Below are 25,194 nucleotides of genomic sequence, written 5' to 3'. Positions count from 1 at the left end.
AGGACCCCATGGGTGCCGCAAACGATAAAGCACGAAACATGCCTTGGTGCGGAGCCCGACGTCGGGGCACCGCACCAAGGCTTTCCCATTTGGAAGTGACGACTACGGCCCACGAAGGTTGGCGTGGCGCTCAGCCGGTGACGCCATGAGACGACACCGAAGCCGAGCTCAACAGCGTCGAAGTGCACCGAGCGACGCCTGATGGCGCCTGGGCACCCGAAACCTCGTGTCCGTCGCTACACAGTCGCGCCCGGACCGTTCACGTCCGATCCGCTCGCGGGGATGCGACAGACCGCGTTTCGCCACAGCGAGGAGATACCTGCACAGCACCACCTGACCCCTTCTGGGCGTGGCCTCCGGGTGGTCGGAGTTCATTCACCTACCGGTTGCCAGCTCGTTATCGACTATGCGCTTGATCGCCGCATTTCTCAACACCTCACACCAAACCTGAATTGGTGAAGCCAGACGGGTGACCTGCGGAGATCGACAGTGCAGACAGCAATCGCCCGGCGAGAGAATCTCTCACCGGGCGATTGGGGAAAAGATCAGGAAATGATCAGGCCTTGGTGGTGCGGCGCGCTCCGCGGCGGGCCATCACGCCCGCGGTCATGAGGCCGAGACCGGCCAGCAGGAACTCGAGCGGGTCCGCACCGGTCTTCGACAGGTTCGGAATGACGGAGGCACGCTGCGAGGCCTTGTCACCGGTCTGCGGGGTGCCGGCGCCGGAGTCGTCGCCCGTGGTGCCGCTGCCGGAGTTGTCGTCGCCGTTGTCGCCGCCGCCGGGGTTGCCGTTGCCGGGGTTCTGGTTGCCCGGGTTCTCGCCGGGGTTCTCACCGGGCTGCTCCGGGTTCTCGCCCGGCTGCTCCGGCTGCTCCGGCTGCTCGGGGGTCTCGGTCTTGCCGCAGTCGCCGCTAGCGGTGCCGAGCACGCCCGCGGCGGTGCCGCACACGGTCACGGGGGCCTCGACGGTGCCGTTGGGCTCCTCGGGCTTCGTCTGGCCGCAGCTGCCGGTGCCGCCACCGGCGACGCCGACCGAGTTGCCGCAGACCGTGACGGGCGCGGAGACGAGCGCCTTGTCTGCCTGGGTGCGCGCGGCGGGCTTCTCCTCGCACGTGGCGTCGCTGTCGCCCAGCACGTTGATCGCGTTGCCGCAGACCTTGACCGGGACGCTGACGAGCGTCCCGACGCGGACCTCCTCGTCGACGTCGAGCGGCACGGGGACGGCCTGGGCCCAGCCCGCGGTCGCGACGATCAGGCCGCCGGTCAGGAGGGCTGCGGACATGGTGCGGTTGAGGTTCTTGCGCATGGCTGTTCTCCCTGGAAAGTGACGGATCCCTGTGCTGCGTGCGGCACTTGTGGATCAGTCGGGAGAGAACGCCGGCTCCTCCGCGCGCACGCTGTGCGGCACATCCTGCTGTTCGGTGCTGACGAGAGACGCTGTGGTGGTGGGTGGCCACATCGCGTGCGGCAACGTGCTCGCCGGGATCTGGGTGCTGCCTGCCGACGCCCCCGCGCCGCTCTGCGGGAGCGTGCCGGAGGTCGGCTGCTCGGCCTGCGGTTGCGGCTGTTCCGGGACGGGCGCGGGGTTCGTGGGTCGCGTCGTCGACGGCGGCGGTTCCGGCGCCGTGTGCCGCCGCTGGGGCGGTTCGGCCTGCGCGGGTGCTTGCGCTGCCGGGGTCTGCGGCACCACGGGTGCGGCTTCGGAAGGCTCGGTGCGCGGTGCCGGCTTCGGCGGGACGAGTGCGTCGGGCTGCCGCGGTGGTGTGGTCTCGATCTCGAGGCCGATGTCGGCGACGGGGAGCCTCACCTCGACCCTGAGCTGGTCGATCTCGACCCGGACGTCGGCGCTCGCCTCACCTGCGCCGCCCAGCAGCCAGGCACCGGTCACCAGACCGGCGAGCAGCAGCGACCGACGCAACCAGGACATCGGCCCTCACCCTAGATCAAATGGAGCAACGCGTCACACGAAAAAGGCCATCCCGGCGACTTCCGTCGCCGAGATGGCCTTCCACTGCGATCTGCGGCTACGGCAGCTGCGTGATCCGGCCGGTCGCCGGCGGCTGCTGGTTCGGGTGCGCCGAGAGGTACGCGGCGAACCCGTCGAGGTCGATGCCACCACCGGTGATCTCGGTGCCCTTGGTGAACTCGGCGAAACCGTCACCACCGCCCTGCAGGAAGCTGTTGATCGTCACGCGGTAGCTCGCGTTCGGGTCGACAGGGGTTCCGTTGAGCGTGATGCCGGAGATCTTCGAGCCGATCGGCGCGGTCAGCGACCAGCTGTAGGTGAAGCCGGTCGAGGGCTGCAGGATCGTGGTCTTGCCCACGACGAACTGCTGCTCCAGCGCGGTCTTGAGCTGCGCGCCGGTCAGCGTGACCGTCTGCAGGATGTTGCTGAACGGCTGAACGTTGAACGCCTCGTCGTACGTCACCACACCAGCGCCCTCGGTGCCCTTCGGCGCGTAGGTGAGGTCGGTGCGCACGCCACCGGGGTTCATCAACGCGAGGACGGCACCGTTGCCCTTGGTGGCCTCCAGCTGGGAGTCGGCGATCAGGTTGCCCAGCGGCGAGTCACCGGAGGGGGCCGCGGCCCGGACGATGTCCGCGCCGATGGAGCCGATCGGCCGGTTCGCGATCGGGCCCGACTTCGTCTTGGCCAGGTCGATCACGGACTGGATCACCGGGTCCGGCGTGACCGTGCGCGTGACGATCTTGTTGTCGGCCTTCGTCTCGGCGCGGACGACGTCGCGCGTCCGGCGGTCGATCTTCAGGTCGACGACGCTGAGCTCGCGACCGAAGGCCAGGCCCTCGATGAACGGGCGCGGGTTGCCGGCCGGGTCCTTGACCACGCAGTTGTAGTGCTGGTGGCTGTGGCCGGAGAAGACGGCGTCGATCTTCGGACTGACGTTGGTGGCGATGTAGCTGCCGGGGTTCTCCGGCGAGACGTTGCACGCGTTGGGCCCGCCACCGGTCGACGTCACCTGGTCGCCCTGGTGCACGAGCAGCACGATCGACTTCACGCCGATCGCGTCGAGGAGGTTGGCGTACTTGTTGGCAGCCTTGACCTCGTCACCGAACTTGATGTCCTTGATGCCGTTCGGGTCGACCAGGATCGGCACGTCCTTGAGCGGCATGCCGATGAAGCCGATCGGCATCCCGTCGCGGATCTCCACCCAGAACGGCGGAAGAGCCGGCAGTCCGGACTTCGCGTGCGTGACGTTCGCGCCGAGGATCGGGAACTTCGCACCCTTGTACTCGTCGCGGAACTGGCAGCCGTCCACCGGGTGGCACCCGCCACGCTGGATGCGCAGGAGCTCCTTGTAGCCCTCGTCGAACTCGTGGTTGCCCGCCGCGGTCGCGTCCATGCCGACCTCGTTGAGCACCTCGATCGTCGGCTCGTCGTGGAACAGCGCGGACACGAGCGGTGACCCGCCGATCAGGTCGCCCTGCCCGACGACGACGGAGTTCCTGACCTCCTTCTGGAGGTTCTTGATGTGCGTCGCGTTGAACGCGGCGCCACCGGCGTCGACGGTCGTGCCGTCCGGCAGGATGACGCGCCCGGACGACCCGGTCGGCGGCTCGAGGTTGCCGTGCAGGTCGTTGATGCCGATCAGGCGCACGTCAACCGTGCCCCGGCCGCGCAGGGACTGGACGTCGGCCTGAGCAGGCCCGGTAGCGCTGATGACAGTGGCCGCGGCGGCGGTGATCGCCAGAACGGAAAGCCGTCTGAACGAACTCATGGATGGAGCCTTTCAAGGCTTGGTTAACGCGCGTGTACGGCGGAGGAGTCTGCCTTCCGCACGCCACGTTTTCCAGAGGGACGACTGGATCGTCATCGTCAGGCTTAGTCTTGTTCGCGTGACACCAAGTGAGCAGGAGCCGCACTGGCTCGACGAGGGCGAGATGCGCGCATGGCGCACCTACGTGAACGGTTCCTCCATGCTCATGGACCGCCTGCACCGAGAGCTCCAGGACACCCACGGAGTGTCACTGGCGGACTACGAAATCCTGGTGCGCCTGTCCGAACAACCCAACCAGCGCATGCGGATGACCCAGCTCGCCGACGACGTCGCCTCCTCGAAGTCGCGCGTCTCACACCAGGTCGCGCGCATGGAGAAGGCCGGCCTCGTGTCCCGCCGCGAGTGCACGGAGGACGGCCGCGGCGTGCTGGCCGAACTGACCGCCAAGGGCATGACGCAGCTCGTCTCGGCCGCACCGACGCACCTGCGTGGCGTGCGCGAGCACATCGTCGACCTGCTCACGCCCGAGGAGGGCGAGGTGCTGGCCAAGGTGTTCGACCGGGTCATGACACACCTGCGGGAGTCGAACGGCTAGGCTTCGCGTCGACGCTCCTGGCGTCGTGGAAGCGTGGCAGAGCGGCCGAATGCACCCGCCTTGAAAGCGGGAGACGGGCAACCGTCCGGGGGTTCAAATCCCTCCGCTTCCGCAGTTCAGAGGGGGTGTGACCGGCCGTTCAGGCTGGTCACACCCCCTCTGGTGTAGCAACGGGTGTAGCAACGCACATAGTCGAGCTGCGCCCTACGCGTCGACCTGGATCGCCTTTGCGTCTTGCAGCAGCTTCAGCAGAGCTCTGGAGTCGACCGGCTCAGGAAGGCCGAATCGAATGATGTAGCGGCCGACCGATGCTGCGAGTGAGTCCACGGAACGCGGAGTTTGGAACCTTTTTACTTCAACCGATCGCACCTTGCGCAGAAGCTCCTCCGCTCCGTAGGAGGTCAAAGCAAGCTCGGAATCAAAAGTTTGCACTAGAGTCTTAATAACATGACACGCGAAGTATGCGTGCTTCAATTCTAGCTTCGGTTTCACCCCTTCTTGCACAACAGGAAAATGCGGCCCCCTATTGCGCGCATAAGTCAAGCCAACGCTATCTTGATCAAGCTGATTAAAGCGATTGATAAGACTGGGATCAGGAAGCTCGCTGCGATGCATGAATCCGTTACGAAGCTCCTTGAAGGCACGGTAGGCGACCAGCACCTTGCGAAGCTCTGATCCCGCATGAAGCCGACTGGAACGCACTTTGCTCGAAAATGCCTTGAGCATCAAGTCGGATCGGTTCTTGTCAAGAGAATCGTGAATCTGCGAAACACCATAGCTATAGTCGGGATCGGATGTAGCCGAGTTCCCCATGCACAGCGATCCGAGGCCTGTCAGGCTGCTTCGACCACTCGCTTTTCGCGTGGTCAAGCAGTCGATCCCTTCTGCCCACCTTTCATATAGGGCGATGACGTTGATAATCCCCATGCGGGCGATCGCCTGCTCTTGCGTCGACCACTCTTCTGCCCTGAAATATCCGAAATCGAACTTTCCGACATTAGGAGCACTAAGGAAGTAGCCCGCTAGCGCATCGTCTCCAGCATTTGGATGCGCGGCCACGTATCCATGCACTTGCCATCGCATCGTCCAGATCGCTGAGGTGCTTGCACCAATGAAATCAAACAAAGATTTATATTCGCGCTCGAATGCGGAGGTTGACTCAAAAAGCCTGGTCACGTTACCCCTCGGTAGTGGTCTGCATGCTTCCTAGTGGAGTGAGGTCGCAAGTTTTCGAAGTGCTTCACGCTTGTCTTCCAGAGATACCGACGCGTAGATCGTCATCGTTACATCGATGTTCGAGTGGCCGACGATGTCCCGGACGATGTGCGGCGGTACGCCGAGCCTGAGCAGCAGCGTCACGCACGAATGCCGGATGTCGTGGAAGCGCACGTTGTCCAGGCCTGCGCGCTTCCGGATCGGGTACCAGCTCGACCGGAGGTAGGTCGGATCGATCGGCCCGCCGTTGACCGTGGTGAAGATCAACCGTGACTCCTCCCACCTGTCGCCGGCCTCTTCCGCTTCGTCGTCCTGGAGGTCCCAGTGATCGACGAGTGCCCAGGCGACAAGCAGCGGCAACGGCATGACCCGCTCTGACCGATCCGTCTTCGGCGGGACGAACACGAGCTTCGTACCGACCCGCTGAAGCGTCTGACGGATCTGCAACGTCGGGAAGTGCTGCCCCGCGCAGTCCTCACAGAAGTCATCCGCGTGTTCGGCGCACGGCTCGTCCCACTTGTCCCAGTCGATGTCTTTCCATCGAAGGCCGAGCAACTCGCCGCGCCGCATTCCGAGGTAGAGCGCCAGGACGTACAGCGCCTTCAGCCGATCGTTTTCCGCAGCCTTGAGTAGCGCCTTTGCTTGATCGGCGTCCAGGCCTCGGTTCACGTCATACCGAGGTGACCTGACCTGAACGAGCCTGGCGACGTTGCGCGGCACGACCTCCTCCCGCATTGCGTGCGCCAGCGCATTCCTCAGAACAGCGTGGATCTGCTGAATGGTCCGGTCGGAAAGAACCGTCTTGCAGCACTTCCCCTTGGCACAGCAACGCCGGGCATCCTTCGGCCGGTTGGCGTCGATCTTCTCCGCGCAGCACCGGCAGTCGTTCCGAAGCCGCGTGATGAACGTCCGGACGTCCTGCGCCGACAACCGATGGAGCTTCTTCGTCCCGAGGTTGGGCACCAGGTGCCGCCGCACGACCACGCTGTACCCCTCGACCGTCCGAGGCCTCTTCGTCGCGGCCACAGTGGACAGCCAGTACTTGAGATAGCTCTCCAGCGTCCACGTCTCCGCAGCTACCGGGATGCCGGCATCCGAGTCCGCGATCTTCTTCCGGAGCTTCTTCCAGGCCTCCGACTCAGTAGTTGCCGAAACAGTGACGCGCTTGCGATGCCCGGTTGTGGTGAGCACGTAGGCCGCACCGACCCACAGCCCGTCCTTGCGCTGGTAGACCGAGCCCTCACCGTTGGACCGCTTGCCCCCGGCCATCACGCAGCCTCCGCGATCAGCCGAGACAGGTACGCCTGCACCGACGAGGCCGGAACCCGACGACTCCCGCCGATCTTGACCGACACCAGCTCACCGGCCCTGATCAAGTCGAACACCTTCGTCCGCCCCACCCGAAGGGCCCGAGCAACTTCCTCAACGCGATACGCGATGTCGTTCATGTCTTCCCCCTTGGTTGATCAGGCCGCAGTTGCCGAAAGATCTGGAGGCCCAGCCGCGAGCAATGCGCGGTCGTACTCGGCCTTCCACGTCACGCGTTGAGCGATCGCATGCATGAGCAGATGCGCCCGTGGAGGCAGGTTCGGATCACCAGGCCGCACCTTGTGCCAGACGAGCCGTGCCGGGTCCTGCTCCGGCTTCTCGATCCCCACGGCCTTGAGCGCCTGGACCACGAACCGCTTCCGATCGGCCTTGTGGTCCGCGAGCGTCTTCCCCGACCACTTGCGGGACACCAGAACGCGCCGCCCAGGCAGCCCGAGCGTGGCCCTGCGGTGAGCCCTTCCCTTGCACCGTCCTGGGCTCATGCGGGAGTTCGCGCCGCGAGGCTGGACGCCGTAGAAGAGCCAGTTCGCGCACCGGTCCGAGCAGGGCGTGACGGCCAGCTCGGCGGCCAGGCGGTCCGCATGCCGGCGTTGGCGCTCGGTGTCCTGCTCGACCACCTCACCGATGGACTTCGTGAGGTACTTCGTCAGGTAGCCGATGTGTCGCCCGGATTCCTCGGAGCCGCCGAGGATGCCCTTGGAGTGCACCTGCTGCCCGAACTTCGCAACGTGCGCCGGTTCCTCGACCTCCGCGTCTTCCCAGGTGGTCAGGGCCTTTCTGGTGTCGGGATCGATGAACGCCTTGAGATCGAAGTCCCAGACCGGCAGCCGGTCCACGTAGACGCGTTCGTCGTGGTTTGGCCACCACACCTGGTGATAGGTAGCGGCTGTGACCAGCCGAATCACCTCGTGAGGGATCGAACCGCGGAGTGCCGCGTGCAGGTGCGGAGCAGCGCGTTTCTGGGGCTCGACCGTGGCGAAGTACTGGACGTCCCAGCCAGCCACCCGCCGCAGGTTCTGCCACCACCGGTCAACGAGTGACGCGAAGTGGACCGCATCCCTTGCGGCACGGCGGTAGTCGTAACTGTCAGGATCGACCGGCGTGCCGTCATCGCGCACCTTGCCGTAGGTGTCGAGGGTGAGCGTCACGAACATCGAGGGACGGAAGGCTCCCGCGAACTCCCGTCCAACCGTCCGCTTCTCCACACGCCGCCGAGGCAGGTCCGGCGCATCCTGCCGACGCTTCGTCGAGCGCTTCACGGGCCGCTTGCCGGGGTCATCCGGCGAGGGCAGCCGACCACGGACGCCGAGTTGCCGAAGTTCTTCGTCGACGCCGTGGATCTCCTCCCGCAGCTCGTCCGCCTCCGCCGAGTTGCCTTCCTCTTTGAAGGCCTTCATGAGGTCAGCGCGGTACTCCAGCAGCTCCGTCTGGTCCTTTGTGGGCGGTTCCGGGGTGAAGTCAGGCTCTACGTCCATGTGCCAGCCCTCACGGCACTGAGCCATCCGCAAGGCCTTGGCCTTCTTGGCACAGGGCTTACAGACGCTCTCTACGGTCGAGCCGCACGGCACTGCGACGTAGCGAACTTCGTAGGACTCGTGGTCCTCGACTTCCATCGTGAACGGCCGGACGCACACGCCATGCTGCTCAGCGGCAGCCTTGGTGACGTCGAGCGCGGCTGGCTGCCTCATCCGTTCCGCGCGGGTCTGACCTGCAACATCGCCGGGAAACGTAGTGACGTTCGTGCTCATGCTGCCCTCCGCTCGCTGCTTGCCGGGAAGTCGTGAACGGTGGCCGGAGCGAAGTAGACGCCCAGCTCGACCAGGTCCGCGTCCGTGACGTGGAAGGCCCTCGCGCGTTCCGGTTCGCGCTGTCCGTCCTCCTTGAGCCAGGCGACACCAGGCGTGCTCTCGCTGATCTCATGAGCAGCCGCGCCACGCTGCCGAACGCCGTCGCCCAGGACCATGTCCACCTGAATCGGCTCGTCCAGGCGCAGCGCCACCCGAGTGGTGAACAGGTGTCGAAAGCTCACGACTTCCTTGCGCGGGTCCTGCACCAGGGCGACGGTGGCCACACCGGGAGCGCGTCCCTGCGAGCTGATCGTCTGGACAGCACGCCCGGCACGTTCCCGGAGCTGCTTGTCCTGCTGGTAGGCGACGAGGTCCGCCAGCTCGTCGACCACCAGGACCGTGAACGGCTCACCGGCGTTCCGAGTCCAGAGACGACGAACGCCCCGGTACCGCGACGCCCGAGCCTTGACCTCCGCTGCGATCTCTTCCAGCAGTTCAACGGCTTCCGGCCCGTTGTCGTAGACGACTTTGTCGAAGGCGTCAGGACACTGGCCGAGTTCCATCCCGCCCTTGGGGTCGATGCCGACGAGCCGAACCAGGCCGGCGCGAATCGCGGGAGCGAGCTGCCAGACGATCGACCAGAGCACCGAGCCCTTGCCCGCGCCAGGGACGCCGACGACGAGGATCTGAGAGCCGAGCAGCCTCAACCGCCACGGCTTACCGGTCTCCGTCCTCCCGACGACCAGCTTCTTCAGATCGACGTCCTCAGACTCCCCCAGCGGCGGAACTGCCACAGGCCGCGCCAGCGGGTCAGCGTGGATGAAGTCGAGCTCAAGCAGCCGAGGCTTCAGTACCCGCACCCGGCAGGACCGAGCGTTGAAGGAGTGCGCCAGGTTGTCCCGTCGCGCTTCCCACTGCTCCGGGGACTGCGCCGGGATCATCCGTACTCGGACCTTGTCCCGCCAGCCCTCAGCCCGGACGCGCCGCAGCTCAGGCCGGTACTCCTTGCCCCGGTGTTCCTTGGCGAGATCAGCCAGCCGCATGACAGTGCGCCATTTCGGCACGTAGACCGTGGCCCGCCGCCACTCAGTGACCGCCCGGTACCAGCAGTGCCGCAGAAACGACCGCTGGTGGAGCCCGAACCAGATCAGCAGTGCAGCAACGAGCGTGAGCAGCGCCAGCACGAGCGGGGAGAGCCCGAACTTCCGATAGGCCGCGAGCCCGGCGACAGCCAGGCCGGCCACGACCGGGTACCGCACCACGACGAGCACCAGGCGGACGCCGAGCCACACGGCGAACCCCGCCAGCACGAACGGTGCCGCAACAACCTTCGCCCACCGAGGAAGCCAGATCCACCAAGGGAAACGCGGCCGAGCACCCTCGAACGGAGCCGGATCGACCCATTTCGTCCCGCTCATGCCGCACCGTCCAGGCACGAAACGCAGCGGAACACCATGCCAGTACTCGGGATGAACCCCACAGGCTTGAACGCGCTCAACCCGTTGCCGCACAAGCGCTTGCACGTCAGACACTCGAACCCTTCGGCCTGAGCTTGAGTGAGTTCGAAACTGACCAGCCCACCGCCGTCGACCATCACCGTGTAGGTGTCGACGACCTGCAAGCGGCCCACCATCGCGGCGAACCGGTCCTGTCGACTTGACGCACCCCAGGTACGCGCAGATACCCTATGCATGACTCGAATCTCCTTGTGTCCCAACGATTTCAGGGTCGTTCGAGTCGGTGTACGTCGCCGGGAACAGTCAAGGCCCGCCAAGACTTTGGACTGTTTCCGCGCGACACACACCAACGCTGTTTGTTCAGTTGTGGATCAGCTCTGAGCGAGCTTCTTCGCAAGCGCCCTGCACCAGGAGCAGAGCGGCCGTTTCTCCGTCTTGCGGAACCACCCGCCACCCAGACACCGCGAGCAGCTCCGGTACTCCATCCGAACCCGCCCGGTCACCGGGTGCTTCGCGGTCAGGTTCATGCGGTACATCAACCGAGCCAGCAGGCGAGGCCTCACCGGCACCACCGCCTAACGCGGCTAGATGTGTGGGAGCCCGCAGCAGCACCGGCCACAGTCACACCGGCAGGCGTCCAGGACCGGGCCGTATCCCAACGCCTTGCGCACCGACAGCCCGAGCGGTACCGCCATCGTGTGCAGGACCTCGAAGTTCGCCCGGATCAGCCACCGAGACGACCGCAGTCCGTCCGGCGAGACCCAGTACCGCCAAGGCCGTTCCTGCTCAGGCCAGAACGGCACCCGTTGCACCAACCCGCAGCGCCGCAAGCGCTCCATCCGCCGGTAGACGGTCCACAGCGGTTGCCGAAGAAACTCGGCAAGCTTCGGCACGGTCCACAAGCTCCACGGATCGTCGAGCAGGGCCACCAGCATCAGCTGAACCTGCACGTCTTCCGCGAACTCATCGAGCACCGCGTCTGACAGTTGAAGGTGGTCGAGCATGGCTAACCCCACTCAGTCAGTGGCCCAGGCGTGTTGCCAACCCAGCCAGCACCCTTGGACGGTTCGAGCACCGCAGCCAACAGGCCGGCGTGCTGCGACAGCGTCCGCAGGAACGCCGCCAACTGCTCCCGACCGTCAGGCCCGTCCGGCACGTGGATGGCGATCTGCGCCGGATCGAGGTTCAGCCGCAGGCAATGTTCCGCAGCGGCCGAGTCCGGCCACGCCACGATGTCCGCCGACGCCGCAGGGCCAGGCGAGATCATGAGCTTCAACATCACGACTCCTCCCCAGAACGGGACTGTTCAAGCCGCGCGCGACGCTCGAACTCCTCAGCGGCGATGGAGCAGGCGTGACGAGCCCACAGCGGCACCGCCAGATCAGCGGCCAAGATCCGCCACGCCTCCGCCACCGCGGAGTAGCCCAGAGCCAGACGAAGAAGTGCCTGCTTGTCGCCCGTACGGGACGCCGCAAACAGGGCCGTCGTCTGCTCCGCATACGCGGTGTTCCACCGGGCGACCGCCTCACGCGACGGCCGCGCCACTGTTAGGCCGCCGACTTCTGATCGGTCTGACCCTGCTGACCCGCAGGCTTGTTCTCACGCTTGGGCGGAGCCCCGACCTGAGGCGCGCTGATACCCGTGGCCCGGATCGTGAAGCCCTGGTACTTGAACCGGTCCCCCATGACACGCGGCTCGACCGTCAACCCCTCGAACGCAACGGGCCGGACCTCAACGCCGGGCATGACCTGCACGGCCTGAGGCGGGACGGGCTGGACGTCCGCGAGCACGGTGATCGTGACCGACGCGTCCCGCTCCTTCTCCGCCGACGGGTCGGTGACGACGACCTTCCACTGACGCTTGCCAGACCGCTCGTCGACCTTCTGCTTGGCCTGCTTGCCGCGCGCCTTGTCTTCGTTGCTCATGTACTCCATATCCGGAGCGACCACGCCCACCATCAGCGCGCCCTGCGGAAAGACCTGGTCAAACGCCGCTTCGAAACGAGTGCCGTATGGAACCGCCATGACTGCAACCTCCCTAGCCTTGCTAGGCCGTCTGTACGACCTAGCCAAGTTCAAATGTAGCTAGGTTGTCTAGCCAGGTCAAGCAAGTCTGAGTTTTCGCAGGGGAGCTAGCTCCCTAGGCGGGCTAGACAAGTCGCCCTATCATCAGTTCATGCATGCACGCACGTCTTGTGCATGCATGCATGCAAGCAAGCTCCACAAGGAACCTTGTGGAGGTCGAAGATCGAGAGGGAGTCATGGCACTGGACCCGGACGACCCGCGCCCGCCGTACGTGCAGGTAGCGAATGCTCTGCGGGCCGCCATCCTGACCAAGGTCTTCAAGGCCGGCGACAAGCTGCCTTCGCGCGCCGAGCTGGCGAAGAAGTACGAGGTTGCGCCGATGACAGTGCAGAACGCATTGCGCGAACTGCGCGACGAAGGCCTGATCGTCTCTCGACAGGGCAGCGGCGCCTTCGTCCGCGAGCGCACCGAGCGCCCAGTAGGACTCCGCCCACACATCGAGCGCGCATTCGAGGCCGAGCGCGTCTCCATCGACTTCGCCGGCTTCTCTGGCGAGACACTGCAAGGCGTCATGCAGGAGCCTCTGGACAAGATCCGGATCGGCCGACTGACGCCCGCCTCGATCAACATCCGGATGCTCGTCCCGGACACGTCTCAACCGTGGGCAATCCCGTGCCAGGTCGAGGACTTGCAGGACAGCCCAGGCTTCCGCAAGCGCATGGACGAGATCATGCGCCGCCACACCCTCGCGATCGTGGACAATGTCCAGGAACTCGGAGACCTCGGCCTAGTCAAGGACGTCTCCGTCGAGATCAAGGTGCACCGAGCCGCCCCGCTGTTCAAGCTCTACCTGCTCAACAACGAGGAAGCCTTCTTCGGCTTTTACCCAGTCCGCGAGCACGTCATCCGCTTCGACGGCGAACCCAAGCCGATCTACGACCTCGTCGGCAAGGAAGCCATCCTCTTTCACCACAGCGTCACCGACGACGACACCAGCACCGGCAGCCAATACGTCGAGCAGGCACGCATGTGGTTCGACTCGATGTGGACTACCGTCTCTACGGATTATGAGCGGTGACAATGAACCTCGGAGCCAATGAAGCAATTCGTCAAATTCGCGATTTCCTAGTCGCCGCAGACGTCCTGCTAATCGATTTCGATGGACCTATTTGCTCCGTGTTCAGCGGCTTTCCAGCGCCCATCGTCGCAGAACAGCTACGAGAGATTCTTGAGCCCAACTCTCGAATGCTACTGCCGATCGAAGTGCAGCGCACCGATGACCCCTTCGAGATATACAAGTACGCTAGCCGTCTAGGCGAAAGGGAAGCCAAGTTCATAGAAAGCGCACTTCGAGCGCATGAAGTTGAAGCAATAGAAACAGCTTCTCCCACTCCAGGCGCACACAAGCTGATCTCAACTTGGGCATCGCAGGGGAAGAAAGTCTCTATTGTGAGCAACAACTCTGCGGAAGCCGTCGAGTCCTACATCTTCAAACACGGCCTGGAAGCGCATATCGCCCTCGTAAGTTCTAGATCCAGCTTCGACCCAGACGAATTGAAGCCTAATCCAACCCTTGTCTTCAACGCAGTCGAGAAGCTCGGGGCCACCCACTCGAACTGCATCTTCATTGGGGACTCCTCCTCAGACATGCTCGCCGGCCGAGCCGCAGGAGTGCGAACAATTGGGTATGCGAACAAACCGGGCAAAGACCTGACACTTGTACAAGCAGGCGCAGAAATAGTCTGCCACAGCATGCTAGACGTAGAAACCGCAGCCCAATTAGGGGCGACCGAATAAGAACAAAGATCCAGACGACCCCGGAGCACCCATTATGGGCTCGATCAATGCGCGACAGAATGATGATCAGGCAATATCACTCTTGAAGTGCTCTCGCGTTTCGAATACAACACCAACGCGAATTGAAGCAGTTCGTACGTTGGGCTCGATCGCACTGGTGGTAATCACCATTGTCTACGCAATCCTAGGGCGAACAGAACCAATTCTCGCCCTAAGCGGCGCGCTCTGGGCTCTCATCTCAACCCTGGGACTTGCTCAATGGAGCAAGCAAAAGGCCCTCGAAGCTGCCACAATCCAAGAACACTTTGACACCTATGTCTTCGAACTTCCCTGGAATAATTCGCGCGCAGCCAAGATTCAACCGGAACGCCTACACGACCTGGCCGGTCGTTATCGCGGGTCCATCGACGACCTCAAAAATTGGTACCCCGATGTCTCCAAGACCTCTCGCCCATTCGACATAATGCTCTGCCAGCGTTCAAACCTAACATGGGATATCCGGCTACGCGAGCGATGGATGAACTTCGTTCGATGGGCAAGAATCGGCTGGGTAACCATTGGCGTAGCAGTCGGCGTAGCTGGAGGAATGACAGTTTGGACGACATTGCTGCGCTGGTACGTCCCATCTCTTGCAGCGATTATCCTTGCAACAGAGATAGTCCGAGCACAGCGAAACATTGTCGGCGATAGGAAGATTCTCCTCGGCAGACTGCAAGACGTGCTTGACCCTGATCTTCACGATCAGCCATCGCCTGAACGCGTCAAAGATATCGAAGTCATCTGCCGCGATATCCAGGATGGAATATTTGACACCAGAAACCAGGTAGCTCGCGTACCAAACTGGTTCTACAAGTATTTCAGAGGACGCGATGAGTCGGCCATGCAAGCTGCCGCGAGCAGCATTCAGCAGACACCGGATAGCTCAGGTACTTAGCTTCCCGTACTGATTCTATTCGACATGGAACATGTGTGTCGTGGTTCATAGCAAGGACACACGAGGTGTAGGCTCATCTATCCGCTAGCCGGCTGGAGGCCTAGATGGCACTATCGGTCAACCAAGGATTCGACACGTTCCTAGGGCGCCTTGTACCTCTCGAATCCCAAAGAGTAGCATCCGCCAAACATCGCACGAGCGTCGAGACTTCACTCAAAAAAGCACTCAGCGTGAAAGCTTTTCGCGAAACGGGATCATTCACACACGGCACCGGTGTGCGAAATCACACAGATGTCGACTTGCTCGTAAGCCTCGGGGAAAGCAAGCCTGGTTCATCAACTACTGCACTAAACTGGGTAAAAGATGCCTTGCAGGCAAGCTTTCCAAGCACGACCGTTCGGATCAGTCGACCGACTGTAGTAGTCGAGTTTGCCGGAGGTTCGGAGACCTGGGAAATTCTTCCCGGATTTCTAACCACCAGAGGTGGAAACGACTACAACGTTTATGACATCCCAAGTGTCACCCCTGGAGAATGGCTGGACAGCGCCCCAGCCGCTCATCTCAACTACGTCACTGAGATCAACACCAAGGCGGGCATTGCAGGCGGAGCTAAGAAACTGGCTCGACTAATCAAGGCCTGGAAGTACTACGGCAATGTTCCCGCATCGTCTTTCTACCTTGAGATGCGTGCCGCAAAGTACCTGTCTACCGAGAAAAGCTTTATTGCTTCTCACGACATCTGCCGACTTCTTGAACACCTTCACTCTATTGGACTCGCCGCCATGAACGACCCCAAAGGGGCATCAGGGCGATTCTATGCGTGCTCGACGACCGTAAAGGCCGATGACGCTCTCTCGAAGCTCAGCACAGCGGCTACCAGGGCGCGCAAGGCGATAGACGCGGAGAAAGAAGGAAAGATCAATGACGCGTTCTACTACTGGAACCTAGTGTTCGGCGGCAACTTTCCCGCTCGCTAGCTTTCTGATGTGCATGTCGTTGCCGAAATTGGCTCTATGGGATCAAGGCGCGCCGCCGTCGGCGGCGCGCACGGGGCCTGTCACGTTGGCACCGGCTCCCCATCCATCCCGGCACGCCGGGCTCCCGCTTCGCTCCGCCCGTCGGCCGTGCGGCGCGGCCGGCATCCATCCACGGCAGCGCGCCACGGACGGCGACGCGCAGGAGCTCCCAGCACCCAGGCGTCAGGACGATCGCGCGATCCAAGACCTGACCGAGCCGGGCACGGCGATCGACGCCCGCCAACGCTCCGCGTCATCGGCCACCGGACACGCCAAAGCCGCCCCACCGAGGACCAGCGGGACGGGACAGCCACAGGCCAGCCACCAGAACGAGGTGTAGCGACGGTGTAGCAACGGTCCGGGACGGGTTAGGACGGGACAGCACCCCTGACCAGGCAACTCCGACAACTGCGGACTAGTCCGAACAAGCCTGGACAGCCAGATGCAGCCTTGAAAGCGGGAGACGGGCAACCGTCCGGGGGTTCAAATCCCTCCGCTTCCGCATTTTGACAGCACGAACAGGGCGGTGCGCGATCTGCGCACCGCCCTGTTCACATTTGCGCCGGCACCTGGGGCAGGAACGGACCTGGCAGTTGAGTCCAATACACTGCTTCGGCCTGACCAATCGACGGATGCAACTTTCCTCCCGTGCGAGGCGTCACTTGGTAAGCAGGTCTAACACGGGGGTTCTGTTATGACATGGGTTGGTGCGCTGCCGACCATGGTGTTGTGCGGCGTGTTGCTCGTCGTGCCCGGCCTGCTCATCACCTACCTGATCGGCCTTCGCCGGCTGGCGGCCGTCGCCATGGCACCGATGATCGTCGTGGGGGTCGTCGCGCTGACCGCGATGATCTCGCCGATTTTCGGCATCCGCTGGTCACCCGTGCTCATGCTGATCGTTTTCGGCGGCCTGTCACTCGTTCTCGCCTGCATTCTGCTGCCGTTGAGGAAGCGGCTCCCCGCGCCCGCGCCGGCGGACGGCTGGAGGGTCACGGTCGCGGCGCTCGTGGGCATCACAGCCGCGGTCGTCTTCGGCATGCTCACGGTGATCCGCGCGATCACCGACCCCGACCAGCTCATCCACACCAGTGACTCACCGTTCCACTACAACGCGCTGGTCAACATCCTCAACAGCGGCAACGCCTCCACGTTGATGATCGACACGCTGGGAGTGCCGGACCGCGTTCGCGGGTTCTACCCGGCTGCCTGGCACGGCCTCGGCTCGCTGCTGATCATGATCACCGGTATCTCGGTGCCAGTGGCGGCCAACCTCCTCTCCGTCACCATCGCGCTGATCATCTGGCCGCTGGGCTGCATGCTGCTCATGCGTCAGCTCGCCGGGCCGTCCCCGATGGCGGTGGGCATTGCGGGCCTGCTCAGCGTCGCGTTCGGTGCTTTTCCGTGGGAGCTGCTCGGCTGGGGGATCCTGTGGCCGAACCTGCTCGGCCTCGCCCTCGTGCCCGCCGCGATGGCGGCCCTCATGTCGATGGTGAACCTGGCCAAAGAGGACGTCATCGGACGTGGCCGGGCGTGGCTGCTCGCCCCCGTGATCCTCGCGACCGTGGCGATCTCGCATCCGAACGCGCTGATCAGCCTTGCCGCCGTGGCGGTCTCGGCAGTGGTCCTCAGCCTCGCGCTGAGCGCCACCAAGCACTACCGGGCGGGTCGCAAGAAGTTCGCCTACGTGCTGGGCACGATCATCGTCCTCGCCGCGCCCGCGTACTGGGTGGTCGTCCGCGAGCTGAACTTGTTCAGCCGGGTCATGGAGGCCGACTCACCGCCGTTCGAGTCGCCCGCTCACGCAGTCGGCGAGGCGCTGACCGGCGCGACGAACGGCGGCGCCGTCGACTGGCTGCTGGCCATCCTGCTGATCGTGGGCATCTTCTCCTGCTTCCGCCAGCGCAACCGGCGCTGGCTCGTGGCCAGTCACGCGGTGTCCTGCGGCATCTACGTGCTGGCGGCGGGCGTCGAAGGTGTGGACCGGCGGATGTTCACCGGCTTCTGGTACACCGACTCGCACCGGATCGCAGCGATGATCCCGATCACCGGTATTCCGATCACCGTGTTCGGCACCATCGCGGTCGCCACCCTGATCCGCACGCTGCTGCGGAAGGAGTCGCTCCAGCAGTTCCGCGCGGCGACCAACTTCTGGGCGCTCGCGGTCGTGCCCCTGATCGCCATCCTGCTCGTGCTGAGCACCAACGGCCTGAACATCCAGGACAACAGCGAGCGCGTAGCGGTCGCGTACCCGGTGGTGCATCCACTGCTCAGCAAGGAAGAGCAGGCCCTGTTCGCACGGCTGGACGAGCGGACCGAGCCCGGCACCGTCATCGCCCAGACGCCCAACAACGGCAGCACGGCAGCCATGACGCTCAGCCAGAGGCAGGTTCTGTTCCCGCAGCTCAACCTCGGCAGACCGACCGCTGAGCAGATCTACCTGTCCGACCACCTCAACAACCCGTCCGATCCGAAGGTCTGCGAGATGGTCAACCGGATCAACCTCCGGTATCTGCTGAGCAGTGACGGTGTGAAGGGCAACTACTTCGACGGTTTCGACTACCCGGCGCCGTCGGCCGGATTCGAACTGATCGACCAGGCGGGTAAGTTCCGCCTTTACCGGGTCAGTCCTTGCGACCGCCGCCCCACGGACGCGCAGCGCTGAGGTCGACCCTCCTGCTGGAGAACAGGGGCCCCGTTGAAGGGACCCCTGTTCCAGCGATCAAGCGGTTACGAGACGGCCGCGTGTGAGTGGTCGTCGTGTGCAGCGGACTTCATCAGAGCCGCGGAAGAACGGGCCTCAGCCCGCTTCGAACGCGGCGGCACGCCGTTGACGTCCTCAGTGGACACGCCGTAGGCCGCGGTCACGAACGCGATGGCGCCTGCGTTGCGGCCGAGTGCGACGCGGTCGACGTTGCCGAGGTTGTCGCACGCCGAGTGGTAGCACGGGTCGTAGGCGACGCCTGCCGTGCCGCCCCACTTGGCTGCCTGTGCCGCGGTCTTGACGCCTTCGGCGCCGGTGAACAGGCCGCCGGCCGGGATGCCCTGTGCGATGAACTCGCCGTAGTCCGAGCGGCCCGAGAAGTCGGTGCCTTCGGTGGGGACGCCCTTGGCGGCGAAGTAGTCGGCGAAGGCCTTTTCGATCTGGGCCGAGCCGTACGGGCCCGCGCCCGCGCCCACCGCGTCGGAGTCGTCGCCGTCGTAGATGAAGTACGCGGCGTTCGGGGAGCCGACCATGTCGAAGTTCAGGTACAGGGCGATGTCCAGCTGCTGTTCGAACGTCAGCGAGCGGACCCATTCCTCGGAGCCGATGAGGCCGCGCTCTTCCGCGCCCCACCAGGCGAAGCGGATGGCGTTGTCCACCTTCGGGCGGGAACCGAGCTGGAGAGCCGTTTCCAGGAGCGACGCGGAGCCGGTGCCGTTGTCGTTGATGCCTGCGCCCAGTTCGACGCTGTCGAGGTGTGCGCCGGCCATGACGACGTTGTTCTTGCGGCCGGTGCGGGTCTCGGCGATGACGTTGCGCTGGGTGCGGGTCTCGTTGTGGTAGCGCATGTCCACGGTGACCGAGGCACCCGCCTTGCCGGCGAGCGTGGTGCCGTCGGCCTGGGAGATGCCGCCGGTCGGGATCTTGCCGGGGTTGGTCAGCGTCACGTTGGACAACGGGCCCGCGGTGTTGTTCGAGACCAGCACGGCGATGGCGCCCGCGGCGAACGCGTTGAGGTGCTTCTGCTCGAACGTGCAGCCGCCTCGGCGGATGAGGGCGACCGAGCCGGTGAAGTCCTGGCCGGCGAAGTCGGTGGCCTCGCAGCCCGTGGTGGCGTCCTCGGGGACGACGCGCAGCGGGCCGGTGACGCCGCCCACCGGGGTCTGGGGTGAGGCGGTCAGGACGATCGCCTGGTAGTTCACGCCGTCGACGCGGGCGGTCTCCGCGTCGGTGACCGGGACTTCGAAGCTGAAGTTCGGTGTCGTGACGATGAAGCCCTCGCCGCGGAGCTTGCCCGCGACGTACTCGACGCTCGCGTCGTAGCCGGGCGTCAGGGCCGCGCGGTTGCCGCCGTTGCGGTCGGCGATGCGCTGGAACGCGATGAGGTGCCGGTTGACACCCTCGACGGTCACCTTCTTGGCGAGCTTCTTGGCCAACGCGGGGCCTGCGGGTTCAACGGCGGCGGACGCCGTGGCGGTGGGGGCAGCGACTAATGCCGATATGGCAAGCACAGCCGCCAGCTTGGTTCTGCCGGACATGAACGTTCCCCTTCGTTCGAGATGGCTGAACCCTCACAAGAAGGAGACCCAGGACACAATCCGTCGGTCGGCGGGAGTTCAGCTGGTGATCAGCTGAACACACTCCGCTAGTCCGTCGACCGTGACGTTCCACTCCGGGCGCACGAAATCCGCCTCGTCCAAACGCAATCGCACGTGCTCAAGGCGTTCTCCGCGCGGTGCGGCACCGATCGTGCCGTCGTGCACGTAGCCGAGCTTGGCGCTGACGCGGTTGGACGCCTGGTTGCCCTGCCAAGCCGCCGAACGAGCGATGTGCGCGCCCAGGTGGTCGAACGCGAACTGCAGCACGCCCACACGCATCTCCGTGCCGAAGCCGTTGCCCTGGAACTCCTTGCCCAGCCACGACCCGGTGTTCACCTCGCGCAGCACGCCGAAATCGCGCGCACCCATCTCCTGCACGCCGATGACCTTGCCCTCGTGCCGCACGAGGAAGCAGATGGCCCAGTCCTTCGCAGCCAGTTTGGCGCGCATGCCCCAGAAGAACTGGACCACGCCGAACCCGTGGTCGTCCGCCAGGCTGTCGGTCCACGGCACGTTGAACGGCATCTCGGCCGGGTCGTGCACGCCCGCCTTGGCGACCTCGACGAGCTCGAACAGGCCGGCGTCGTCGTCCGGGCGCAGCTCCAGGCGCGGGGTGCGGAGAACCAGGTGTCGCAGAGGCCAGGCGTCCATGATCCGATGGTGCCGGACCTGTCGAACGGTATTACGGTCGACCGCATGCGTGCCATCACTGTTCGCGAACCCGGCGGCCCGGACGTGCTCGAGTGGACCGAGGTCGCAGACCCGGTGCCCGGCGCGGGCGAGGTGCTGATCGACGTCGCCGCGAGTGCGGTCAACCGCGCGGACCTGTTGCAGCGGCAGGGTTTGTACCCGCCTCCCAAGGGCGCCTCGGACGTCATCGGGCTGGAGTGCTCCGGCACGATCGCGGCGCTCGGCGAGGGCGTCACGGGCTGGCAGGTCGGCGACGAGGTGTGCGCGCTGCTGGCCGGCGGAGGCTACGCGGAGAAGGTCGTCGTGCCCGCGGTGCAGGTCCTGCCCGTCCCGGCGAACGTCGACGTCGTCACGGCGGCCGCGCTGCCCGAGGTCGCGTGCACGGTGTGGTCGAACGTCGTGATGGACGGCCGGCTCAAGCTCGGCGAGACGTTCCTCGTGCACGGCGGTGCGGGTGGCATCGGCACGCACGCGATCCAGGTGGCCAAGGCGCTCGGCGCGACCGTCGCGGTCACCGCGGGATCGGACGAGCGGCTGCGGAAGTGCGCCGAGCTCGGCGCGGACATCACGGTCAACTACAAGACCCAGGACTTCGTCGCCGAGGTCAAGCAGGCGGACGTCGTGCTCGACAACATGGGCGCCTCCTACCTCCCCCGCAACATCGACGTCCTCGCCCCGGACGGCCGGTTGATGATCATCGGCATGCAGGGCGGTGTGAAGGGCGAGCTGCCGATCGGCAAGCTCCTCGCCAAGCGGGCGTCCGTGATGGCGACGGGCCTGCGCGGCCGCAGCGTCGACGGCAAGGGCGCGATCGTGGCCCAGGTCCGCGAACACCTGTGGCCGTTGATCGAGAGCGGTGCGGTCGAGCCGATCGTCGGTCAGGTCGTGCCGATGCCGGACGCCGCCGAGGCGCACCGGCTGCTGGAGGCGAGCGACGTCTTCGGCAAGGTCCTGCTCAAGCGAGACCGGTAGCCACCGCGAGCGAGGTCCGGGGAGCCGTGCGGAACTCCAGCCCGAACTCCTCGGACCACCGCGTCAGCACCGCCTGCTCGTCCGGCCGGTCGGCGTCGTCGGCCAGCACCGTCGCCCCCGGCGCCAGCACGGCGCTGAGCACGGGCAACGCCGGGTAGCGCGAGTCGCCGAACCCCGGCCCGTCCACCAGCAGCAGGTCCACCAGACCGAACCGCTCGACGTACCCGAGCACTTCGTCGTGCACCTGCTGCGGCGCGTACCACTGGCCGTGCCGCGACAACGCCGCCGGATGCCGCGACAACGGCGCGTGCACCACGCGAGCCGCGGAGCCGAGGCCTTCACGCCGTAGTTGTGAGGCAACGAAAGCAGCCGTGCGTTCGTCGTGCTCGATCGACAACAGGTGCCCGAACCCCCGCTGCTGCAACAGACGCGCCAGCAGGACCGAGGACGATCCGCAGCCGAGTTCCACCAGCACGGTCCGGGCGCCCAGCACGACCTCGTCCATCACGGCGACGAGCGCCGCCGGCCGGAGGTCGCCGGAGAGCTGCGGCAGGTACTCGGTGTTCAACGAGCCGAGGCGCTGCAGGGCCGAGAGATCGGCGAGCTCGCGAGCCAGCGAGTCGTCCAAAGATGATCTCCCAAATCCCTCAGCCGAGTTCGGCCACCGCCCGCACCAGGTCGTCCATCTCGACCGCGTTCGTGTAGTGCGCGAGCCCGATGCGGATGGCGCCGCCGATCTCGCCGACGCCCAGCACCGAGAACACGCCGTACTGACCGGGGTCGGCGAACGCGCAGACTCCCCGTGACGCGAGGTGTTCGACGCCGTCCTCCGCCTTGACCCCGGCGATCGAGAACGCCAGCGCGGGCACCCGCCGCATGGCGTCGCCGATCACCATCACGTGTCGCAGCGAACGCAGTTCGTTGATGAGATTAGCGAGCAGCCCCGCCTGGTAGGCCTTCACCGATCCCAGCGACGTGAGCAACCGCTCGCGGCGCGTGCCGGAAGCCGCGTCGTCGAGGTCCGCCAGGTACTCCACCGACGCAACGAGCCCGGCGAGCATCGGATACGCGTGCGGGCCGAGCTCGAGTCGTTCGGGACCACGCGCCATCGGGTCGACCGAGACCGACGGCAGCCGCTCCAGCACCGACGGGTCGCGGAACACCAGCGCACCGACCGGCGGACCGCCCCACTGGCCCGCGGAGAGAGCCACCACGTCGGCGCCCATGCCAACGATGTCCAACGGCACGAAGGGTGCCGCGGCCGAGGCGTCCACCACCATCAGCGAGCCGTGCGCGCGAGCCACCGCGGAGATCTTGCCCAGGTCCGGCCGGGTGCCGACCACGCCGGACGCCGCCGTGATGGCGATCAGCTTGGTGCGGTCGGTGACCAGCTCGTCGAACTGCCAGCTGGGCAGCTCGCAGGTCTCGATGTCGATCTCCGCCCACTTGACCGCGCTGCCGGTGCGCTGGGTGGCGCGCAGCCACGGCGCGATGTTCGCCGGGTGGTCCAGCCGGGAAACCAGGACCTCGTCGCCCATGAACCAGTCGTCGGTCATGGCGTCGGCGAGACGTTGCAGCAGCACAGCGGAGGAGGGCCCCAGCACGACACCGGCGGGATCACCGCCGACGAGGTCCGCGACGGACCTGCGGGCGGCGTCCACGATGCCCTGGGCCCGTTGGGACGCGGGAAAGATGCCACCTGGTCCGGAGACCGGGGCGCGCAGCGCGGTGGAGACGGCGGTGGCGACCTGTTCGGGCACCTGCATGCCGGCCGGTGCGTCGAGGTGGACCCAGCCGTCGCCGAGCGCGGGGAAGAGCCCTCGTACCCGTGCGACGTCGAACGCCATGACACACACCGTACGTATGCGAGCAAACACAGCAACGACCAGCCCCACCCCGATTAGTTTCGAAAACGTGAATCACGCGAGGATGGAGACCATGAACCAGGAGCAGCCCGTCGTAATCGTCGGTGGCCAGGACGGCGACATCGCCGACCTCGTCGAACAGCCGGCGAAGGTCATGCGGATCGGCACGATGATCAAGCAGCTGCTGGAGGAGGTGCGGGCGGCACCTCTGGACGAGGCCAGCCGCAACCGCCTCAAGGAGATCCACAAGCGGTCCATCGAGGAGCTCGAGGACGGCCTGGCGCCGGAGCTGCGCGAGGAGCTGGAGCGCCTGTCGCTGCCGTTCACCGAGGAGGGCACGCCCTCCGACGCCGAGCTGCGGATCGCGCAGGCTCAGCTCGTGGGCTGGCTGGAAGGCCTCTTCCACGGCATCCAGACCGCGTTGTTCGCCCAGCAGATGGCGGCGCGGGCCCAGCTGGAGCAGATGCGCGGCCGTGCGCTGCCCGCCGGCAGTGGCGGCGAAGGCAACGAAGGCGGAACGACCGGCAAAGGCACGGGTCAGTACCTCTAGCCAAGTCACGCGGTGGTGGCTCTACGATGCGCTGACCGTTCTGGAGAGGAGCCACCGTGCTCGACCGAGTCCGCAATGGCCTGCAGGCCAAGCAGCTTCGTCACAAGCTTCGTGTCAAAGCCATGGAACTCATCCAGGACGCGCTGAAGCCGCAGCAACAGCAGATCGAACGCATCCAGGCCCAGCTGGACGGGCTGCGCGACGAGGTCGCGCAGCAGGCGAACCGGATCGTCGACCACACCGTGGGGCACGAGGTGCGGGCCCGCCGCGACATCGTGTTCGCCGCGGACAGGGAAGCGGCGCTGCAGAGCGCTCAGTTCGTGCACAAGAACATGCCGCGGGTCCCGCACTTCGGCTCGCCGCACGAGACGCTCGAGTTCGCGCTGTCCCAGACGCCCGAGGGCGGCATGGCGCTGGAGTTCGGCGTCTACACCGGCGGCACGCTCAAGATCATCGCGAACGCCCGGGAGGGCTCCGGCGTCTACGGCTTCGACTCCTTCGAGGGTCTGCCGGAGAACTGGCGCAACGGGTTCCCCGCCGGCACGTTCACGATGGACGGCCTGCCGGACGTGCCCGGTGCCGAGCTCGTCGCCGGGTGGTTCGACGAGACGCTGCCGAAGTTCCTCGCCGACCACGAGGGCCCCGTCACGTTCCTGCACGTCGACTGCGACCTGTACTCGTCCACGAAGACGGTTCTCGACCTGGTCGGGCCCCGTCTGGTCGAGGGCAGCATCATCGTCTTCGACGAGTACTTCAACTACCCGCAGTGGCAGGAACACGAGCACAAGGCCTGGCTGGAGCACGTGGCGGCGCACGGCGTGGAGTTCGACTACCTCGGGTACACCTACGACCACGAACAGGTCATCGTAAAGGTGATCAAGGTCTGATCGCACCGTGACCGACCGGTGAGCATCGGTGTCGGTGGT

25 protein-coding genes and 1 tRNA gene are annotated in these 25,194 nt (G+C 65.3%); 10 read left to right on the top strand and 16 right to left on the bottom strand.

The genetic code is table 11. From position 1 onward, the window contains the following. Positions 1-556: 556 nt before the first annotated feature. The 3 genes from LX88_RS06090 to LX88_RS06080 all read right to left on the bottom strand — a co-directional run bounded on the left by LX88_RS06090 (position 557) and on the right by LX88_RS06080 (position 3,737). Entirely contained in the window at positions 557-1,306 is a 750-nt protein-coding gene (locus LX88_RS06090) for a hypothetical protein (RefSeq protein WP_258946807.1), read from the bottom strand. Positions 1,307-1,360: 54 nt separating this feature from the next. Next, positions 1,361-1,927, bottom strand: a complete 567-nt coding sequence (locus LX88_RS06085; RefSeq protein WP_258946806.1) for a hypothetical protein — start codon at positions 1,925-1,927, stop codon at positions 1,361-1,363. 97 nt (positions 1,928-2,024) lie between these two features. Next, on the bottom strand, positions 2,025-3,737 hold the full coding sequence (locus LX88_RS06080; RefSeq protein ID WP_258946805.1) for a bifunctional metallophosphatase/5'-nucleotidase: 1,713 nt from the start codon (positions 3,735-3,737) through the stop codon (positions 2,025-2,027). Positions 3,738-3,900: 163 nt separating this feature from the next. On the opposite strand from LX88_RS06080, the gene LX88_RS06075 reads away from it, so the two are divergent. Together LX88_RS06075 and LX88_RS06070 are read left to right on the top strand one after the other, a co-directional pair. Next, entirely contained in the window at positions 3,901-4,332 is a 432-nt protein-coding gene (locus tag LX88_RS06075) for a MarR family winged helix-turn-helix transcriptional regulator (RefSeq protein WP_258947621.1), read from the top strand. 27 nt (positions 4,333-4,359) lie between these two features. After that, positions 4,360-4,444, top strand: a tRNA-Ser gene (locus LX88_RS06070). 92 nt (positions 4,445-4,536) lie between these two features. On the opposite strand, the gene LX88_RS06065 is transcribed toward LX88_RS06070, so the two are convergent. The 9 genes from LX88_RS06065 to LX88_RS06025 all read right to left on the bottom strand — a co-directional run bounded on the left by LX88_RS06065 (position 4,537) and on the right by LX88_RS06025 (position 12,144). Beyond that, positions 4,537-5,508, bottom strand: coding sequence for a hypothetical protein (locus LX88_RS06065; RefSeq protein WP_258946804.1), 972 nt, complete (start codon positions 5,506-5,508; stop codon positions 4,537-4,539). 30 nt (positions 5,509-5,538) lie between these two features. Then, positions 5,539-6,738, bottom strand: coding sequence for a tyrosine-type recombinase/integrase (locus tag LX88_RS06060; protein WP_258946803.1), 1,200 nt, complete (start codon positions 6,736-6,738; stop codon positions 5,539-5,541). A 77-nt stretch (positions 6,739-6,815) separates the two neighbouring features. Further along, positions 6,816-6,995, bottom strand: coding sequence for a helix-turn-helix domain-containing protein (locus LX88_RS06055; RefSeq protein WP_090074583.1), 180 nt, complete (start codon positions 6,993-6,995; stop codon positions 6,816-6,818). An 18-nt stretch (positions 6,996-7,013) separates the two neighbouring features. Next, the gene (locus tag LX88_RS06050; protein ID WP_258946802.1) at positions 7,014-8,624 is read right to left on the bottom strand and encodes a replication initiator; all 1,611 of its coding nucleotides are present in this window, start codon (positions 8,622-8,624) and stop codon (positions 7,014-7,016) included. Beyond that, on the bottom strand, positions 8,621-9,973 hold the full coding sequence (locus tag LX88_RS06045; RefSeq protein ID WP_308203424.1) for an FtsK/SpoIIIE domain-containing protein: 1,353 nt from the start codon (positions 9,971-9,973) through the stop codon (positions 8,621-8,623). Before LX88_RS06045 ends, LX88_RS06050 begins: the two co-directional genes overlap by 4 nt. A gap of 104 nt (positions 9,974-10,077) precedes the next feature. Further along, positions 10,078-10,284 (bottom strand): hypothetical protein, encoded by a 207-nt coding sequence (locus tag LX88_RS06040; protein WP_258946800.1) that lies wholly within the window; start codon positions 10,282-10,284, stop codon positions 10,078-10,080. A gap of 420 nt (positions 10,285-10,704) precedes the next feature. Further along, complete coding sequence (locus LX88_RS06035; RefSeq protein ID WP_258946799.1) at positions 10,705-11,124, bottom strand: hypothetical protein; 420 nt, start codon at positions 11,122-11,124, stop codon at positions 10,705-10,707. 2 nt (positions 11,125-11,126) lie between these two features. Then, positions 11,127-11,399 (bottom strand): hypothetical protein, encoded by a 273-nt coding sequence (locus LX88_RS06030; protein ID WP_258946798.1) that lies wholly within the window; start codon positions 11,397-11,399, stop codon positions 11,127-11,129. Positions 11,400-11,667: 268 nt separating this feature from the next. Next, entirely contained in the window at positions 11,668-12,144 is a 477-nt protein-coding gene (locus LX88_RS06025) for a hypothetical protein (RefSeq protein WP_258946797.1), read from the bottom strand. Between the two features lie 236 nt (positions 12,145-12,380). On the opposite strand from LX88_RS06025, the gene LX88_RS06020 reads away from it, so the two are divergent. From LX88_RS06020 to LX88_RS06000, 5 genes are all read left to right on the top strand, one after another. Then, on the top strand, positions 12,381-13,223 hold the full coding sequence (locus LX88_RS06020; protein ID WP_258946796.1) for a GntR family transcriptional regulator: 843 nt from the start codon (positions 12,381-12,383) through the stop codon (positions 13,221-13,223). A 2-nt stretch (positions 13,224-13,225) separates the two neighbouring features. After that, entirely contained in the window at positions 13,226-13,942 is a 717-nt protein-coding gene (locus tag LX88_RS06015; protein ID WP_258947620.1) for an HAD family hydrolase, read from the top strand. A 34-nt stretch (positions 13,943-13,976) separates the two neighbouring features. Continuing rightward, positions 13,977-14,876, top strand: coding sequence for an S-4TM family putative pore-forming effector (locus LX88_RS06010; RefSeq protein WP_258946795.1), 900 nt, complete (start codon positions 13,977-13,979; stop codon positions 14,874-14,876). Between the two features lie 104 nt (positions 14,877-14,980). After that, entirely contained in the window at positions 14,981-15,853 is an 873-nt protein-coding gene (locus LX88_RS06005; RefSeq protein WP_258946794.1) for an SMODS domain-containing nucleotidyltransferase, read from the top strand. 733 nt (positions 15,854-16,586) lie between these two features. Further along, complete coding sequence (locus tag LX88_RS06000; RefSeq protein ID WP_258946793.1) at positions 16,587-18,554, top strand: DUF6541 family protein; 1,968 nt, start codon at positions 16,587-16,589, stop codon at positions 18,552-18,554. 65 nt (positions 18,555-18,619) lie between these two features. Here the strand turns inward: LX88_RS06000 and LX88_RS05995 are convergent, their stop codons facing one another. Together LX88_RS05995 and LX88_RS05990 are read right to left on the bottom strand one after the other, a co-directional pair. Continuing rightward, entirely contained in the window at positions 18,620-20,131 is a 1,512-nt protein-coding gene (locus tag LX88_RS05995; RefSeq protein WP_258946792.1) for a M28 family metallopeptidase, read from the bottom strand. 78 nt (positions 20,132-20,209) lie between these two features. Further along, positions 20,210-20,842 (bottom strand): GNAT family N-acetyltransferase, encoded by a 633-nt coding sequence (locus LX88_RS05990; protein ID WP_258946791.1) that lies wholly within the window; start codon positions 20,840-20,842, stop codon positions 20,210-20,212. A gap of 45 nt (positions 20,843-20,887) precedes the next feature. Between LX88_RS05990 and LX88_RS05985 the strand changes: the two genes are divergently transcribed. Next, entirely contained in the window at positions 20,888-21,853 is a 966-nt protein-coding gene (locus tag LX88_RS05985) for an NAD(P)H-quinone oxidoreductase (protein ID WP_258946790.1), read from the top strand. On the opposite strand, the gene LX88_RS05980 is transcribed toward LX88_RS05985, so the two are convergent. Further along, complete coding sequence (locus LX88_RS05980; protein WP_258946789.1) at positions 21,837-22,481, bottom strand: class I SAM-dependent methyltransferase; 645 nt, start codon at positions 22,479-22,481, stop codon at positions 21,837-21,839. The genes LX88_RS05985 and LX88_RS05980 overlap by 17 nt on opposite strands. Positions 22,482-22,500: 19 nt before the next feature. After that, a complete protein-coding gene (locus LX88_RS05975; protein ID WP_090072221.1) occupies positions 22,501-23,700 on the bottom strand; it encodes a cysteine desulfurase-like protein in 1,200 nt (399 codons plus the stop codon). Positions 23,701-23,791: 91 nt separating this feature from the next. Here LX88_RS05975 and LX88_RS05970 point away from each other — a divergent pair, with 91 nt between their 5' ends. Both LX88_RS05970 and LX88_RS05965 read left to right on the top strand, forming a co-directional pair. Beyond that, entirely contained in the window at positions 23,792-24,268 is a 477-nt protein-coding gene (locus LX88_RS05970) for a bacterial proteasome activator family protein (RefSeq protein ID WP_258947619.1), read from the top strand. Positions 24,269-24,390: 122 nt separating this feature from the next. Next, positions 24,391-25,155 (top strand): class I SAM-dependent methyltransferase, encoded by a 765-nt coding sequence (locus tag LX88_RS05965; protein WP_258946788.1) that lies wholly within the window; start codon positions 24,391-24,393, stop codon positions 25,153-25,155. Positions 25,156-25,194: the final 39 nt, after the last annotated feature.

The organism is Lentzea californiensis (genome assembly GCF_024648825.1).
GTDB classification, from domain to species: domain Bacteria; phylum Actinomycetota; class Actinomycetes; order Mycobacteriales; family Pseudonocardiaceae; genus Lentzea; species Lentzea californiensis.
This window is presented reverse-complemented; position numbering and strand designations above follow the sequence as displayed.